We start from the raw sequence: 17,338 nt of genomic DNA on the forward strand, positions 1-17,338 counted from the left end.
CGGCGGGAAGGGGGCTACACGGCGAACCGCGGGGAGTGAGCGGCCGTGCCCGGGATGCCGGGCCCGACATGCTGGGGGAGGGCCGGGTATGGGCGGGCAGCCCTTGTATCTCGTACCGCGGTTGGGCGAACGGCTGTCCTCGTTGCTGGACTCGCCCGGACTCCTGCACACCCTCGTCGACGCCCTCGGCTCTCCGCTGAACGTGGTCGTGCCCGATCAACTCTCCGCCAATCTGGAGCAGTTCCGGTCGGTCTACGGTCGGCATCATCTGTCCGGCCAGGTGCTGTTCGCGCACAAGGCCAATCGGTCCAGCGCCCTGCTGCGGCGGCTCGCGGCCACCGACGCCGGAGTGGACGTCGCCTCGCTCGGGGAGTTGCAGCACGCGCTCGGCGCCGGTTTCACCCCGGACCGGATCACGGCCACCGGCCCGAAGAACCCCGAGTTCCTGTGGCTGGCCGCGCGCACCTCGGTGACCGTCGCGCTCGACGGCCGCGGCGAACTGGAGCACCTGACCGCGCTGGTGCGCGAGCACGCGCTGCCGCGGACGCGGATCCTGCTGCGGCTGTCCGGGTTCGAGTCGTCCGGCGTGCGGACGCTGAGCCGGCGCAGCCGGTTCGGAACGCCCGTGCGGGAGCGGGAGGCGCTGCTGGCGGCCGTCGAACGGCACGCCGACGCCGTGGAGTTGACGGGCGTCGCCTACCACCTGGACACCACGAGCCTCGCGGAGAAGGCGACGGCCCTCGAAGGCTGTCTTCGCGTGCTGGAGGAGTGCCGCGACAGAGGCATGCGGCCGTCGGTCGTGGACATCGGCGGCGGCTTCGGTGTCGACTACCTGGCCGACGGCGAGCAGTGGGCGCGGTACACGACCGCGCTCACCGCCGCCGTCCTGGGCACCCGCCCGCCGCTGACCTGGGGCGGGCACGGCTACGGGCTGCGCAACGAGGCCGGCACGATCCGCGGGTCGCTCGGCCTCTACCCCGCCCACCGCCCGGTCGCCGGGCCCCGCTACCTCGACGAACTGCTCACGCACCCGGCCGAGTCCTTCGGCGGCCGGCCCCTGGCCGCGCTGCTCCTCGACCACCTCTACGACCTGCACATCGAGCCGGGCCGCGCCCTGCTGGACCAGTGCGGGCTGACCCTGGCCCGGGTGCTGGAGGTGCGCGAGCCGGAGAGCGCCGGCGGCGAACTCCTCGTACGGCTCGCGGCGAAGGCCGACGACGTGGGCCTTGAGGAGCACGGGGTGCTGATGGACCCCGTCGTCGTCCCCCGGCACCGGAGTCGGGATCGGGATCGGGACCGGGGCAGGCCAGCGGCGGCCATGGGCCCAGCCGGCGCCCCTGGGGTCCCGGCCGGCGCCCCTGGGGTCCCGGTCGCGGAACCCGTCGCCGTCCATCTCTTCGGCACGCTGTGCCTGGAAACCGACCTGATCACCCGCCGGACGGTCTTCCTGCCGGTCCGGCCCGCGCCGGGCGACCTGCTGGCCTTCGCCAACACCGCCGGGTACTGCATGGACTTCCACGCCACGCACGCCCAGCGGCAGCCGGTAGCGCGCAAGGCCGCCGCCTGGCAGGAGGACGGCGGATGGCGCTGGTGCCTGGACGACCAGTACTGGCCGACGACGTCCCCGGCCGCGATCGGGTACGACATGGGGGGAGCGCAGTGAGGTACGACAGCATCACCGAGGCCATCGGCAACACACCGCTGGTGCGCGTCGACCCGGCCGTGCACGGCCTGCACCACATCGACCTGTACGCCAAACTGGAGCTGTTCAACCCGTTCGGGTCGGTCAAGGACCGGGCCGCCTGGAACATGGCGGGTCCGCGGCTGGCCGAGGCGGCGGCACACGGCAGCCAGGTCGTCGAACTGTCCAGCGGCAACACCGCCAAGGCGCTGGCCGTCCTCGCCGGGATGCACGGCCTGACCTTCAAGAGCGTCACCAACCGGATGCGGGTCCCGGAGATCAAGGACCTGCTCCTGCTGCTCGGCGCCGAGATCGAGGAACTGCCCGGCCAGAGCGAGTGCCTGGACCCCACCGCCACCGACGACCCGCTGACCCTCTTCCACCGGACCCTGACCGAGCCCGGCAACACCTATCTGCACACCGACCAGTACTTCAACCCGCGCAACGTCGAGGCCCACCTCACCGGCACCGGACCGGAGATCGTCAAGGACCTGGACGGCCGCGCCCCGGACTGGTTCATCGCCTGCGTCGGCACCGCCGGTTCCTCCACCGGCGTCGCCCGCGCCCTGCGCGAACACGATCCCGCCGTGCGGGTGGTCGGCCTCGTCGCGGCCAAGTCCGACTTCATCCCCGGCATCCGCACCATCGACGAGGCGCACCAGGTCGGCCTGTTCGACCCCGGCACCTACGACTCGATCGAGCCGGTGAACTCGGACGAGGCGATCGAGGGGATGCTCACCCTGAACCGCCGCTGCGGCATCCTGGCCGGACCCACCTCCGGCGCCGCCTACTTCGGTGCGGTCCGCCGGCTGAGGGCCGTCGACACCGAGTCGGCCGAGCGGCGGACCGCCGTCTTCATCGTCTGCGACCGCGTCGAGAGCTATCTGAGCTACGTACGGCAACGGCGCCCCGACCTGTTCGGGCGGCCCCGCCGGGCCAACTCCGCGGCCGATCTCACCGAGGCCGAGATCCAGGCGGCGCCCGCCGTCGGCGTCGCCGACGCCCAGGCGTGGATCGCCGGCGGCGCCCCCCTCGTGGTCGACCTGCGCAGCCCCTACGCCTTCGCCGCCCTGCACATCGACGGCTCGGTCAACATCGTCGACGAGGTCTTCGCGGAACTCGTGCGCGGCGGCCTGCCCTTCAGCCGCAGCCGTCCGGTGCTGCTGGCCTGCCCGGTCGGCGAACAGTCAGCCCGCTACGCCGCGCTGCTGACCCGGATGGGCCACCCGGACGTGCGCAGCCTGGCCGGCGGCATCATCGCCTGGCGGGACGCGGGCGCGCCCCTGGTGAGGGACTGACCGAACGATGACCACCAACCATGAAGTCACGTCAGCGGTCGGGGAGTTGGCGGAATGGCAGCGCTCGCTGCGCGCCCAGTTCCCGATCGTCGCCGCCCACCCGGACCTGGCGTACCTGGACAGCGCGGCCACCGCCCAGAAGCCCCAGCCGGTCCTCGACGCCGTGCAGACCTACCTCACCACCACCAACGCCAACGCGGGCCGCGGCACCTATCCGTGGGCCAACCGCACCACGGCCCTGGTCGAGCAGACCCGGGACCGCGTCCGGGAGTTCCTGGCCGATCCGGCGCCCGGACGATCGGCCGTGCACTTCACCAGCGGCACCACCGAGGGGCTGCGGACCATCGCCCGCGACTGGCTGCCCGACTTCCTGGCGGACGGCGACGAGATCGTCGTACCGGTCGCCGACCACCGGGCCAACATCGACCCCTGGACGGAGACCCAGCGGCTGCTGGCCCGGCAGGGCGTGCGCGTCCGGGTGGTCGAGATGCCCTACCAGCAGGCGTCCGGCGACTACGACCACACCGCCCTCGCCCGGCTCGCCGGGCCGCGGACCCGGTTCGTCGCCGTCACCCACGTCCATCACGTCTACGGCGGCGACATGAACGTGCACCGCGTCCGGGAGGCGGTCGGCCCGGACGCGGTGATCTGTCTGGACGCCGCCCAGAGCGTCGGGCACGTGCCGGTGTCCGTGGCGGACCTGGACGTCGACTTCGTCGCCTTCTCCGGGCACAAGGCGCTGGCCCTGCCCGGTACGGGAGCGGTCTGGGCCCGGCAGGCGCGCGGCCCGGCGTTCACCCCGGGCGGCTGGTCCGGGACGCCCAACACCGTCGGCATCGTCTCGCTGGCCGCCGCGCTGGACTGGCTGCGGGCCGCGGGCGCGGACCGGATCGAACGGTGGACGGTCGCCCTGGCGGCCCGGCTCACGGACGGGCTGAGCCGTCTCGACGCCTACGAGGTCGTCGGCTGCCGGACCAGCCTGGCCGCCGACTCACCGGTCCAGCGGCGCCGGGGCATCGTCACCTTCCGGCACCGCGGGATCGGCTCCGGCGACCTGGGGTTCATCCTCTTCAGCCACGGCTTCATGGTCCGCTGCGACCAGCACTGCCAGGGCGGCGCGGGGGAGCGGAGCGAGTCGGTGCGGGTGAGTCTGCACGTCCACAACACCGTCGAGGAGATCGACCGGCTGCTGTCGGTCCTTGCCGCTCTCGGGTGACAGGACGTCAGCGACGCGGACGGCCGGATGTAATGGAAACCGTTTCCACCTGTAGGGTGCTGGAGAAGGACAGGGCTGCGGGCGCGAGACGGCAAGGTGGCACGACCCGATGGGACTGAGCCTGGCGACGGCCGGGAAATGGGTGGAACGCTGGGAACTCCAGCAGCGGCGGTACGCCGTCGACCGTGAGGACCGCTTCACGGTGATCGCCGACGTCGTCGAGCACGTCACCGTGGGCCGCACGGACCGGCCCGTGGTCGTCGACCTCGGGTGCGGCCCCGGCTCGCTGGCGGCCCGGCTGGCGGACCGGCTGCCGTACGCGCAGATCGTGGCCGTGGACCGCGACCCCCTGCTGCTCGAACTGGCCCGCACCCACCACCCCGACGCGGCCCGCTACGTCGACACGGTGATCGGCGAGGACGGCTGGACGCGGGCGCTGGCCCTCGACGGCCCGCTGGACGCGGCCGTCTCCACGACCGCCCTGCACTATCTGGGCCCGGCCGCCCTGCACCGCGTCTACCGGGACCTCGCCGCGCTGCTGCGGCCCGGCGGCGTCCTCGTCAACGGCGACCACCTCCCGCAGGACGACTCCCTGCTCGCCGAGCTGGCGGCCTCCGTGGGGCGGCGCCGGGCCGAGCGGCAGCGGGCCTTCGCCCACGAGGACTGGGGCGCCTGGTGGACGGCCGCCGCCGAGGAGCCCGAACTCGCCGGCCTGCTCGCCGAACGCCACGGCCGGCAGCCGGCCGGCGGCACCGACAGCGCGGCCCGCCTCTCCCTGTCCGACCACGTCCGCCTGCTGCGCCGCGCGGGCTTCCGGCGGGCGGGCGCCGTGTGGCAGTACGGCGACAGCTGCGTCGTCGTCGCCCTCCGCTGACCCGCCTCCGCTGACCCGCCTCCGCTGACCCGCCGTCGGCCGGACCCCGGCCGCGGACGGCCGTCATGACCTCGGACGCCAGCCACGGCCTCGGACGGCGGTCATGGCCTCGGACGCCAGCCACGGCCTCGGACGGCGGTCATGGCCTCGGACGGCGGTCATGGCCTCGGACACCAGCCATGGCCTCGGACGGCGGTCATGGCCTCGGACGGCGGTCATGGCCTCGGACGGCGGTCATGGCCTCGGACGGCAGCCATGGCCCCCGAAGGCAGTCATGGCCCCGGAAGGCGGCAACCGGCACACCCGTACGGTGAACTCAGGCATCCATCTGGCTCACTCGTTCGAGTCGATACGCTCGAACGAGTTAAGTGCGGTCAATTCTGCGATGCGTGATCACTCTTCTCAGGCGTGCCGCCCTCCTGGCCGCACTCCTTCTCCTGCCCCTCGTGGTACCCGCCACGGCCCAGGCGCACGAACGATCCGCCGAGCCGCAGACCCTCCCGATGACGGCCGCAGTGCAGATCCTCCCGCTGGCCGCGGAGGCGCGCGACGGCTACCAGCGCACCAGCTTCAAGCACTGGAACGCGGGCGCGAACCCCTCCGACGGCTGCAACACCCGGGCGGAGGTGCTCATCGCCGAGGCGGTCGAGCCACCCGAGGTGCTCCCCGGCTGCAAGCTCTCGGGCGGACGGTGGTGGTCGTACTACGACGCCAGGTGGATCACCTCGGCCTCCGCACTCGACATCGACCACATGGTGCCGCTCGCCGAGGCATGGGACTCCGGGGCCTCGCAGTGGACGGCGCAGCGGCGCGAGGCGTACGCCAACGACCTCGGCGTGCCGACCTCCCTCGTCGCCGTCTCGGCGGCCTCGAACCGCAGCAAGGCCGACCAGGACCCGTCCGAGTGGCTGCCGCCGTCCGTCGACGCCAGGTGCCGCTACACCTCGGAGTGGGTCGCGACCAAGCTCCGCTGGGGCCTGACCGTCGACGCCGTCGAGGCCGACGTGCTCGCCCAGCAGGCGGAAGCCTGTCCGGGCGCCACTGTCACCTACCGGCCCGCCCCGTAGCCGAGCGGCCCGGCCCCGCCCGCCTCGGCACCCGACCGGGCGGGGCCGCGCCCCGGACCACCTCCGCGCCCCGGCGCGCCCCCGTTCGGCCACCCCAGTCCGGCCACCCCGCCCAGCCCACCGGCGCCCGCCGGATGCGAAGATGGGCCGACGGTCCCGACCGCCAATTCCCCGGCCGTTTTCTGTTATGCCGACGGCACTGACCGCCCCTCCCCTTGCATGAGCGACTTCTCACCCAGCGGACACGACGCCGAAGCCGCTGTCGTGCGGGCCGCGCAGGCCGGCGACCAGCGGGCGCTCGACACGCTCGTGGCGGACCAACTGCCCCTCGTCTACAACGTCGTGGGGCGCTCCCTGAACGCCCCCTCCGACACCGACGACGTCGTCCAGGACGTCATGCTCCAGATGGTCCGCGACGTGGGGCAACTGCGCGATCCGGCCGCGTTCCGCTCCTGGCTGGTGGCCATCGCGATGCGGCAGGTGCGCCGGTACTGGCGGATCAGGCGGGCGGCGCCGCCGTCCGGCGGCGGCGAATGGGAGGCGGAGACGGCCCAGTTGGCCGACCCCGGGGCGGATTTCGCCGACCTCTCCATAGCCGTGCTGCACCTGTCGGACCAGCGGCGCGAGACCGCCGAGGCGACGCGCTGGCTGGACGCGGACGACCGTGAACTGCTCGCCGTGTGGTGGATGGAGGTCGCCGGGCAGCTGAGCCGGGCCGAACTGGCCGCCGCACTGGAGATCCCGCCCGCCCAGGCGGGGGTCCGCGTGCAGCGGATGAAGGCGCGTCTGGAGGTCGCGCGCGCGGTGGTCCGTGCGCTCGCCGCGGTGCCCCGCTGCCCGGCACTCGACCGAGTGCTGCACGGCTGGGACGGCCGGCCGACGGGACTGTGGCGCAAGCGGGCGGCCCGGCACGTGCGTGAATGCCCGGTGTGCTGCGGGGTGTTCGAGGAAGTCGTGCCGGCCGAGCGACTGCTCGCGGACCTGGCCCTGGTCCCGGTCCCGCCCGCCCTGATCGCCCTGACGGCGGCCACGCTCCGGGCCGGCGGCGGCGCCGGTGCGGGGGGCGCCGGCCAGTCGACCCTGGCGTCCGGCCCGGCCGGATCGTCAGGCTCGCACGGCTCGTCGGCCTCGCACGGCTCGTCGGCCTCGTACGGCCCGTCGGGCTCGTACGGCCCGTCGGGCTCGCACGAGGGCACGGCCACGAACACCGCGCCCAACGCGCCCACCGCGCCCACCGCGCCCATCGCGCACACCACGCCCACCGCGCACGCCACGAACACCGCGCCCACCGCGCCCACGACCTCCGCCCCCCACACCACGACCGTCACCCACACAACGACCGCCGTGCGCACCGCGCAGGCCGTGCACGCCGCTCACGCGGTCAAGGGAGCCGCCTCCCTCGGCAAGCTCGCCGGGCTCGCCTCGCTGGCCGCCGCGGCCGTCGCCGGTGTCACCTTCGCCGCCTTCGCCCTCGTCGGCCCGGACGACCCGGCCCCCGCGGCCGCCGTGACCGCGCCGTCGGCCACTCGCCCCGCGTCGCCCACCGCCGCGTCCCCCACGCCCGCCGAGTCGTCCCCCGCGCCGTCCCGCACGCCCGCCGCGAAGCCGGAGCACGCCGCGGCACCCGCGCCCACCGCGGCCGGACCGACGGGCGGCGACACCGAACTGCCGGTACGGGCCGCCTTCTACTACCCCTGGTACGACAAGAACCCCCACACCGACGGCGGCAGCAAGTACACCGCCTCGGCGCCGGACTACGACCAGGACGACCCCGCCACCGTCGACCGACAGATCAAGGACATGCAGTACGGCGGTCTCCAGGCCGGTATCGCCTCCTGGTGGGGTCCCGGCACCCGCGAGGACAAGCGGATGCCGCTGCTGATGTCCGAGGGCGCCGCACTGGGCTTCTCCTGGACGGCGTACTACGAGGACGAGGCGTACGGGAACCCGTCCGTGACGCGGATCGAGGACGACCTGGTCTATCTGCGCAAGTACTCCGGCCGGCAGACCTGGCTGCACCTCGACGGCAAGCCGGTGATCTTCGTGTACGCGGCGAGCGGCGACGGCTGCGACATGGTCGACCGCTGGACCGAGGCGGGCCGCTCCGCGGGGTACTACGTCGTCCTGAAGGTGTTCGGCGGCTACCGCGACTGCGCCCGCCAGCCGGACGGCTGGCACCAGTACGCCTCCAGCCTGGACGTGCAGCAGGGCCACTCGGCCGTGGTCTCGCCCGGCTTCTACAAGTACGACGCCGCCGCACCGGTGGTCCCCCGCGACCTGGACCGCTTCCGCCGCGACGCCACCACGGTCGCCACCTCCGGCGCCCCCTTCCAACTCCTCGTCACCTACAACGAATGGGGCGAGGGCACGGCCGCCGAGTCGGCCACGGACTGGGCCGGCGCCAGCGGCCACGGCGCCTACATGGACGTCCTGCACGACGTGTTCACGGCCCATCCCCGCTGAGAACCCGTGGGTGAGAGCTGCCCTCCGAGGCGGTGTCCGGCCCGCGCGCACCACGAACGCCGCCGGCCCGTGCTCCGTACCCGCACCCGCACCCGCACCCGCACCCGCTCCGACCCCGAGTGACGCCAGGCCGTACTCATCGCCCGTGGCGCAACAGCTCGGCCACTCTCGCCAACTTCCCTTCCTGAAAGCGTCGTTTTCCGAACAGAAGGCTTTATGGTCCACTAATCTCCTTCCACCACATCGGTCACCCCGCTCCCGGGCGGGAGAGCATTCGCGAGGGATCCGTGTGTGAAGACCTGGGGTTCGAAAGACTCCTGAGTGAGGAAGGCTTCTTCGCGCGTCTGCTCGGAAGGTCGCCGTCGGGCGGCGGCCGGGAGCCGTTGTACGGCCCCGACCTTCCCGTGGTGCTCCTCACCGGCGGGCCGGGCATGGGCAAGGGACGGCTGCTGCGCGCGGTCCGGGACTCCTTCGCCACCAAGGTGCCGGTGATCCACCTGGACTGCGCCTCGCCGGTGTACGCGCACCACGCGGAGCCGGAGCCGGGCGCCCGTTCGGCCGCCACGGAGGCACTGGTCGAGGTCGCCCGGCGGTTGTCCACGTGGCAGGGGACGGGCGGTTCGTTCGCCTTCCCGCGGTTCTTCACGGGCCTCGCGATGATCGCGACCGGTGTCGCGGGGGGCACCCCGGACGCGGTCGCCGCGGAGGTCGAACGGTACGAGGAACTGCCGCAGAAGCAGCGTTTCCGCGGCCTGGGCGCCGGTGACTTCTGGCGGGGCGTGCTGCGCGGAGCGATCCGGAACCTGCTGACGACCCTGTCCGGGCAGACCCTCGACCCGTACGCGGCCTCGGTGAGCACCGCGCTCCTGGACGCCCTCTTCGCCGGCCTGGCCCCCCGGGGCAGGGCGGAACTGGCCCGGATCTACGGCGCGTATCCCGGCGCCGCGGGCCAGCCGGAGCACGGACTGCGCGGTCTCGCCGCCGACTTCCAGGCCGGCGGGGAGGAACGGGAGCTGGCGGAGAGCTTCCTGTTCCGGGCGCTGCGCCAGGACATCGAGGCGGCGTACGCGTCGGCGACCGGCTGGCTGCGCCGGGTCGGCCGTCCGGCGCTGCTCCTCGACCACGCCGAGACACCGCTGGGGGAGCAGTTGCTGCGCGCGGTGCTCACCGACCGCAGGGGCGGGCAGCGCGACCGGGTGGTCATCGTGGGCACGGCGCGCCGGGCGGACGGCGGCGCGTTCCTGTACGGGGGGCTGCCCCGGGGTGAGGTGCCGCCCCCGGCCGAGTTCCGGCCCGCCGACGGCGGACCGCCCGAGTGGTCGCGGCGCGCCGACGCGGAGGCGGACCGGACGCCGCTGGCCGGCGGGGTGCTCCTGCTGCGGATGCCTTTCCTCACCGGCGACCAGCTCCGCCGGGAGACCGAGCGCGTCCAGCGGCTCGCGGAGCCGGAGCGCGGCGCGAACCGCCGCCGTATCGACGCCGCCGTGGCCCGGCTGAGCGGCGGACGGCCGCACACGGTGATCCGGCTGGCCGCCGCGTCCGCCGCCTTCCGGATGCCGGCGGACGCCAACGACCGGGACATCCTGGACGCCCCGCTGCGGCTCTCGGGTGACGGCGTCCCCGAGCGGCCCGTCGCGGACGTCCTGCTCCAGGAGCTGGTGCTGGAGCAGCTGCCGGTGCGGCTGCCGACCGAGCACCACGACCAGTGGCTGGACCTGCTCACCCACCTGTCGGTGGCGCACGACAAGGAGTGCGCGGACGTCCTGCTCCGCCACCATCAGTCCGGCCACGTGCACCGGCTGACCGCACACCATGTCGCGCGGCTGCTCACCGACACCGGATGGCCCAGCTGCGAACGCCACTTCATCGGGGACTTCGGGCTGCGCCAACTGCTGGTGCACCGGCTGTACGGGCTGCGCCCCGACGGCGCCGCCTGGTACGCCGACCACCACCTGCTGCGGGACCACTACACGGCACGGGTGGCGGCCGCGGGCCGTACGGGGGACGGCCCACCCACGGCAGACGGGGGGCGTACGACGGACGGCGGACGTACGGGAGACGGGGGACGGACGGGGGACGGGTTACGGACGGCCGGCGCCGGATCCGCGACGCACACCGGATCCGCGGCGGACGCGGAAGCGCCGGACGGCCGGGCGTTCCGCTCGGTCGTCGCCCACCGGATGAACCACCACCTGGTGTCCGGCGGGGCGGACGACGTGGTCCGCTACCTGGCCGCCACGCTGCCCGGCCGGCCCGAGGAGTGGTGCGCGGAGCTGCTGGAGATCGCCCAGGCGCCGTATCCCGGCGGCGCGGACACCCGCCGGGAGCGGGCCCGGGGCCTGGTGACGGTGGCGGGACCGGCGCTGCGCCGCACGGTCGACCAACTGCTGCACGCGGTGTGGCTGTGCGAGGAGCGGACCAGGCCGACCGGGCGGGAGACGGCCCGCACCCTGGCCAAGCTGCTGGACCTCCTCTCGATCATGGAGTTCGACGGCGCCGGACAACTCGGCAGGACGGCCACCGACTGGAGCGGCCTGGCGGAGAACGAGCAGCCGTTGTTGCGCTGCGCCTGCACCGATCAGCTCGGCCGAAGGAGATGACGGGGATGCCCAGGTGGAAGAAGTTCCTCTACACGCTGCTGGTCGCGGCGGTGGCCGTGGCCGTGGGCTGGTTCGGCTGGTCCTTCCTGCAACGGCCGGACACCTGCCACAAGGGGGTCGAGCGGATCGACGGTGAGTGCATAGGCGTCGACGGCGCGGGCTACGACTTCGGCACCCCGGAGATCTCCGCCGTGGCCCGCGCCATCGCCCGGCAGAACGAGAAGATCGAGGGCCAGCCCCATGTGACGGTGGCCGTGATGCTGCCGCTCCAGTCGGACCAGGTCGCGCTGCGGCGGCAGATGCGCAGCGACCTCCAGGGCGCCTACCTCGGCCAGGTGGAGGCCAACGAGGGCGAGGGGGAGCCGCCGAAGATCCGGCTGGTGCTGGCCAACCCGGGACGGGACTACGCCCACCAGTCCGCGGTCGTGGACACCTTGCTGCGCATGGCCGACTCGTCCGAGGACCGGCTGCGTGCCGTCACCGGCTTCAACCTCAGCCTCGACTCGACGGAGCAGGCCGTCAGGCGGCTGACCGAACACCGGATTCCGGTGCTCGCCTCCCGGATCAGCGGGGACCGGATAGCGAACGAGGACGGGCCGGACGGCATGGCGAAGTCGCGGTTCCCCGGCCTGGCCCGGATCATCCCCACCAACTACGACGCGTCCCAGGCGCTGGCCAACTTCAACGGGGAACGGGGCCGGGAGAACCGCAGGACGGTGCTGGTCCACGACACGCGTCAGGACAGCTACGTCGAATCGCTGGCGAAGGCGTTCAGCGGGATCGAGGAGAAGGGCCCGCCCGGTCCCGCCGCGATGCCGTTCGAGTCCCCGGCGATCGACGAGGCGGGTTCGACCGGCAACCAGTTCACCCAGATAGCCAACAACATCTGCGACTCGCAGGCCGACACCGTCTACTTCGCGGGGCGCACGCTGCACCTGCGGATCTTCGCGCTCAAGCTCGCCGAGGTGGGGTGCGACGACCGGCACTACACCATCATCAGCGGCTCGGACGCCGCCTCGCTCCAGCAGGCCATGACGGACAAGGACTGGGCACAGCTGCGCGGCGCGGACGGTGAGGCGAAGGTGACGGTGCAGTACGCCGCCCCCGCGCACCCGGACGCCTGGACCACCGAACTGACCGCCTGGAAGACCCGGTGGGAGGCGGCCCACCACCGCGAGCCCACCGCGGACGAGCTGCCCCAGTACCTCACCGAGCCCAAGGCGGCCCTGGACCGGCTGGAGAAGCTGATCGAGACCACCCGCCGCGCGGGCACGGACCTCGGGTCCGCCCCGGACCTGACGGACTCCCGGACGATGCTCGTGTACGACGGCCTGGTCACCATCGGCACGGCACTGCACCAGGTGCAGAGCGGTGCCGCCAGGACGGTGCCCACCCTGGCGGACGTCGGCCGGGAGTGGTCGCAGCTCCAGTCCCGGCACCGGGTGCAGGGCACGAGCGGCCTGATCTGCCTGACCAGCGGCGGGAACCCGTACGACAAACCGGTCGCGGTGGTCGAGCTGGATCCGAGTCAGAAGGGCCGCGGCACGCTGAAGTTCGTCGGCCTCGGCTGGCCCACCGGCCGGGCACAGCCCGAGAACTGCGTGATCCCCAGCAGCACTCCGTGAGCAGCACTCCCTGAGCAGCATTCCCTGAGCAGCATTCCCTGAGCGGTACTCGCTGAGCGGTACTCCATGAGCGGCACTCTTTGAGCGCCGCCCCGGGCCGGTTCTCGGGCCCGGTCCGCCCTGCCGTGCGGGCGGGTGCGCCTGCTGCATTGGCAGCACCCGCGTCACCGGGCCGGGTGACTGCGCTGTCGGCTACCGGATTTTCCGGATAAGTGTGATAAACGCACTCGGTGATTCGGCGACTCCGGGCCGTCACCACAGCTGGCAGGAGGACCAATCGATGAACCACACCCTGAAGCGCCTGCTCGGCGCTGCCGCGGCGGTGGCCACGGGCGCCACGGCCCTGCTCGGCACCGGCGTCGGCACCGCCGACGCCGCCGGCCGCGTCCGCGTGCACTGCGACCGCGCCGAGCGGCCCCTGTGGAGCGAGGGGCCCAGCCGCAACCTGACCGCCCACGGCTGCGACCTGCCGAAGGACAAGCGCCGCTGGTACGTCGTCGAGATCGACAACCTCGCACAGCCCGACTACAAGTCGGACTACTTCAACGGCGGGGTCAGCCGGACCGAGACCCTGCGCAAGAAGACCCTCAGCTGCATGGGCTACACGTCCGAGAAGGGCACGGTGAACTGGTTCGGCTGCCCGCCCCGCTGACCCCCGTACCCCGGACGGGTCCCGTTCCACGGCCGTCGGCACGGCGGGCGGATCCGGGTATGCGGCGACCGGCCTTCGCGGACGACGGGGTCCAGGTCTTCGACCTGGGCCCCGGGTGCGGTTTTCGGGCGTTCAGCCGGTGCGCACCGTCACACCGCACTTCGCGAGCAGCGCGAGCACCGCGCCGGTGAAGTCGGCCCCCAGCGCGGCACGGGACGCCGCCTGCTCCCGCCACACCAGGTCGAACGGCGCGGTCCCGTCGGCCCGCGCCGTGCGCAGGCAGTCGAAGAGGGCGTCCAGGTTGGAACCGAAGTACCCCCGGGGGCCGTTGACCGCCTCGCCCAGGGCGCAGTAGAAGGCGTCCCTGCCGGTGATCAGCGAGCCGTCCAGCACCACCGTCCCGCCGCCCAGGTAGCGGGTCGCCCGCCGGCCGGTGGTGAACCACGAGGTCTGTACGACGTGCAGCCAGCTCTCCTGCCAGGCGGCGGGAACGCGTGCCCATTCGCCGGACTCCACCGGGCCCCCGCCCGCCGCCCATCTCTGCCAGATCCGACCTGCCTCGGGAAACTCCTCGGTGAATCCGAAGAAGTCGTACGGCACTTCCGGATATCGCTCGTCGCTCATGTCCGGCGTTCGGGTGAGGGTGGCTCTGACCCGGCCGAGGTAGTACTTCCCGATGCAGTCACCACGTCGGTCGACCACCTGCAATTCGGCTTCCTTCGTAGTTCTACGGCCCGCGCCGAGGTGCTGCACCCCGATGAAGGTGACCAGGTCAGGAGGGGTCTGATCGGGGGCGATGAAGTAGTCGAGAATGTCCTCGGCGGCCAGCAGCACGGTTTTCGACTGCTTGTCGACCAGCCGGAAGGGAAGGATTCCCGGCTTGTCGGAACCTTTGGCTTCCACGTCGTTTCCGATCCATGTGCGGGCCACCCGACCACGGGCTGATGCCCCGGGCGGGGCGAGCCGAATCCGGTACCGGTATCGCCGAACCACAGACGATACTCCACACGCATTCAACTCGCCGCCGCCCGAGCCGTGTTGCTGCCTGCTATTTCTTCCAGCCCCAGTCAGGGAAGTGCGGGGCCGTGAACCGCTGGATCTTCTGGTAGTGGGTCGACGTCCAGCCGATCATCTCGATCCCGTTCGGCAGGGTCTTCACCAGGATCCGTTCATTGTTCCCGGCGCCGGGAACCGCGTACTCCAGGGCGCCCTCCCACTTCGGCCACTCGTTGCCGTTGTAGACGTCGTGCGAGACGAGCTTGCCCTCCTTGTAGAGGTCGTAGGCCGCGGCGATCTCGTTGCTCATGCCCTTCGGCAGCTTGTCGGACAGCCGGCCGTTGGGGCACCTGTCGTTGTGCACCAGGACCGGCGTGCCGCCCGCCAGCACGTAGTACGAGTGGAGTTCGGCGACCGTCAGGTTGTGGACCCGCTGGTCCGGGGCCGCCCGCTCGCTCACCGCGCCGACCGGCACCCGCGCGCCCTGCGGCGTCCGCAGCCGGGTGCCCGCGGTGAGGTCCGCCGCCTCGGTCCAGGAGCCGGAGTCCGCCGCCCAGAACTGGTGCTTGTCCGTGGCGGTGACGCTCCCGCCCCTGCCCGCGCCGGCCGCGGGAACCGTCACCGTCACCAGGTTCTTCGCCCCGCGGCTGGTGATGGTGTCCACGACCGGTTCGGCCCGCGTACGCCCGGTCCCCGGGTCGGTGGCCACCACCCGGTCGCCCACCTGGACGTCCTCGATGGCCTTGGTGCCGCCACCGGCGAGCAGCACCCGGGTGCCCGGGACGAAACTGCTCTTGCCGCAGGGCGAGCGCTTGAGGAACTTGAACTTCAGGGCGCTGAGGGCCAGATCGTCCAGGCAGGTCAGGGACTTGCCGGTGAGGCACTTCTCGATCTCGTCGGCGCCCACGTACCAGGCGATGAGCCGGTCGAGGTAGGTGCTGCTGATGCAGCCCATGCCGCCGGCGCCGTCACCGCCGCAGACGAGCAGGACGTCACCGGACTTCCAGTCCTCGTTGCCGATGACGTACTGGCTGCGGTACTCCACGAGCCGCTTCTCCAGCGACCTGCGCAACTCGTCGTCCGACAGCGGCTTGCTGGTCTGCTGGGCCTCCTCCTCGATCTGCGCCTTCAGCTCCGCCACCAGCTTGTCCGCCGCGATCTTCATGGCGTCCGTGGCCGCCGCCGCGGCGGCCGTGGCGTCCTTGCCCGCGGCCTCCGCGGAGATCCCGGCCTGGTAGGCGGAGATGCCCGCCTCGTAGGCGTAGTCACCGGCGACGGCGGCGGAGTGCTCGGCCCGTTCGGCGGAGTGCGCCGCGGACCGCGCGGCGTTCTGCGCCGAGGCCGCCGCGTCCTGGGCGGTGCGGGCCGACTCGGCCGCGTCGGCCGCGGACTTGGCGGCCTGGTCGGCCGAGGCGTCGGCCTGCTTCGCGTAGCCCGCCGCCTGGTCGGCGGACTGCTGGGCCTTGTTCGCCCAGGAGACGGCCTCCGCGGCGTTCTTGCGGGCCTCGGCGGCCAGCTTCTGCGCCAGCGCCGCGTCCTTCTGCGCCAGCGACGCCGACTTGTACGCCGCCTGGAGGAGCGTGTTGACCTCGGCGATGTGGGCCGCCGCGTTGGCGTCCCGCTGCCGCGCCTTGTACAGGCCGATCTCCAGGAACGTGCGCAGACCGTCCGGCGGGCCGGACAGCGCCGCCTGCGCGGCTGCCTGCACCTCGGGGCCACCGGTGGCCAGCGCCTGCGCGACGGAGACCCGGTCGTCGTCCTCGCGCGCCGCGTACTGCCCCCGCTCCAGGAACTCGACGACGTCCGCGGGCGTTCCGTCGAGAGCCTTGCTCGCGGCAGCCTTCACCCCGGGACCGCCCTCGGAGGCGATCTTCGCCGCCGCGACCCGGTCGTCGTCCTCCTTGCCCGGGTAGGCGCGGGTGCGCAGGAACTCCCGTACCTGCTCGACGGGCTGGTCCAGCACGTCGAGTGCGGCCTGCTGCTGCGCGGGAATCGTGGTGGTGGCCGCGATGTGGGCGACGCCCGCCCGGTCGTCCTGCTCCATGGCCACCGCGAGCCGGGTCCGTACGAACTCGCCGACCTCGGCGTCGTCGCCGGACAGGGCGGTCTCCGCGGCGTCGCTCACCCAGGTGCCGCCGCCCATCAGGTTCAGGGCCGCCTGCCGGCCCTTGGCCGCGGTGACCGCCGGGTCCGAGGACGCCGCCGCCTCCGTCACCAGCGTCCTGGTCTGCGCGTCCAGCTCCGCCAGCTTGCCGATCTCGTACTTCTGCTCGGCCTGCTTCGCCTCGTACATCGCGTTGGCCTCTTCGGCGGCGAGGACGGCCTCCTCCTGCTGCTGGGCCAGCCGCTCCGCGTCGGCCTTGCGGGCCAGGTCGATCACGCCCGCCGCCTGCTCGGCCGCCTTCGTCGCGTTGTTCGCCGACTCCGTCGCCGCGTTGGCCGCCGCGGTGGCCGCCGCCGCGGCGTCGACCGCGTGGCCCGCCTCGTCGGCGGCCTTGTCGGCGGCCGTCGCGGCGGCCTCGGCGTGTGCCGCCGCGTCGTTGGCCGCGTCCCGGGACTGCCGGGCGGCGACCGCTGCCTGGTTGGCGTTGGCCTGGGCGCTGGCCGCGGCCCGGGACGCCTGGTCCGCCAGGCGCTTGGCGCGCGCCGCCGCCGCGGCGGCCTTCGTGCCCTGCGCGCCGGCCTCCACGGCCCACCGGTCGGCGTCCGCCGCGGCGGCGGCTGCCGCCGCCGCGTTCACCCCGGCGCTGGCCGCGGCCCCGGCCGCCTTCGCCGCGTTGTCGGCCGCGACACCCGCCTGGTCGGCGGCGTCCGCCGCCTTCTTGGCGCCCTTCGCGGCGTCCCGCGCCTTCTGCGCGGCCTGCCG

At 73.2% G+C, this 17,338-nt stretch carries 11 protein-coding genes; 9 read left to right on the forward strand and 2 right to left on the reverse strand.

Going from position 1 to position 17,338, the window contains the following annotated elements; all coding sequences use genetic code 11:
- Positions 1-88 precede the first annotated feature (88 nt).
- The 9 genes from ACFC09_RS10465 to ACFC09_RS10505 all read left to right on the forward strand — a co-directional run bounded on the left by ACFC09_RS10465 (position 89) and on the right by ACFC09_RS10505 (position 13,476).
- Positions 89-1,663, forward strand: a complete 1,575-nt coding sequence (locus tag ACFC09_RS10465) for a Y4yA family PLP-dependent enzyme (protein WP_376525607.1) — start codon at positions 89-91, stop codon at positions 1,661-1,663.
- Entirely contained in the window at positions 1,660-2,979 is a 1,320-nt protein-coding gene (locus ACFC09_RS10470; protein WP_376525609.1) for a pyridoxal-phosphate dependent enzyme, read from the forward strand. Before ACFC09_RS10465 ends, ACFC09_RS10470 begins: the two co-directional genes overlap by 4 nt.
- 7 nt (positions 2,980-2,986) lie before the next feature.
- On the forward strand, positions 2,987-4,195 hold the full coding sequence (locus tag ACFC09_RS10475) for an aminotransferase class V-fold PLP-dependent enzyme (RefSeq protein WP_376525611.1): 1,209 nt from the start codon (positions 2,987-2,989) through the stop codon (positions 4,193-4,195).
- Positions 4,196-4,304: 109 nt separating this feature from the next.
- Positions 4,305-5,069, forward strand: coding sequence for a class I SAM-dependent methyltransferase (locus tag ACFC09_RS10480; protein WP_376525612.1), 765 nt, complete (start codon positions 4,305-4,307; stop codon positions 5,067-5,069).
- A gap of 389 nt (positions 5,070-5,458) precedes the next feature.
- On the forward strand, positions 5,459-6,136 hold the full coding sequence (locus ACFC09_RS10485; RefSeq protein ID WP_376525614.1) for an HNH endonuclease family protein: 678 nt from the start codon (positions 5,459-5,461) through the stop codon (positions 6,134-6,136).
- A gap of 219 nt (positions 6,137-6,355) precedes the next feature.
- Entirely contained in the window at positions 6,356-8,599 is a 2,244-nt protein-coding gene (locus ACFC09_RS10490; protein WP_376525616.1) for a sigma-70 family RNA polymerase sigma factor, read from the forward strand.
- Positions 8,600-8,886: 287 nt separating this feature from the next.
- Positions 8,887-11,199: a hypothetical protein gene (locus ACFC09_RS10495; RefSeq protein ID WP_376525619.1), complete on the forward strand. Its 2,313-nt coding sequence runs from the start codon at positions 8,887-8,889 to the stop codon at positions 11,197-11,199.
- A 5-nt stretch (positions 11,200-11,204) separates the two neighbouring features.
- Positions 11,205-12,824 (forward strand): ABC transporter substrate-binding protein, encoded by a 1,620-nt coding sequence (locus tag ACFC09_RS10500; protein ID WP_376525621.1) that lies wholly within the window; start codon positions 11,205-11,207, stop codon positions 12,822-12,824.
- Between the two features lie 280 nt (positions 12,825-13,104).
- A complete protein-coding gene (locus ACFC09_RS10505; RefSeq protein ID WP_376525623.1) occupies positions 13,105-13,476 on the forward strand; it encodes a hypothetical protein in 372 nt (123 codons plus the stop codon).
- A 132-nt stretch (positions 13,477-13,608) separates the two neighbouring features.
- On the opposite strand, the gene ACFC09_RS10510 is transcribed toward ACFC09_RS10505, so the two are convergent.
- Together ACFC09_RS10510 and ACFC09_RS10515 are read right to left on the reverse strand one after the other, a co-directional pair.
- A complete protein-coding gene (locus ACFC09_RS10510; protein ID WP_376525625.1) occupies positions 13,609-14,379 on the reverse strand; it encodes a barstar family protein in 771 nt (256 codons plus the stop codon).
- Positions 14,380-14,524: 145 nt separating this feature from the next.
- Positions 14,525-17,338: polymorphic toxin-type HINT domain-containing protein (locus ACFC09_RS10515; protein ID WP_376525627.1), on the reverse strand; the 2,814-nt coding region annotated here is incomplete at its 5' end.

The sequence above is a fragment of the Streptomyces sp. NPDC056161 genome (assembly GCF_042268025.1).
GTDB lineage: Bacteria > Actinomycetota > Actinomycetes > Streptomycetales > Streptomycetaceae > Streptomyces.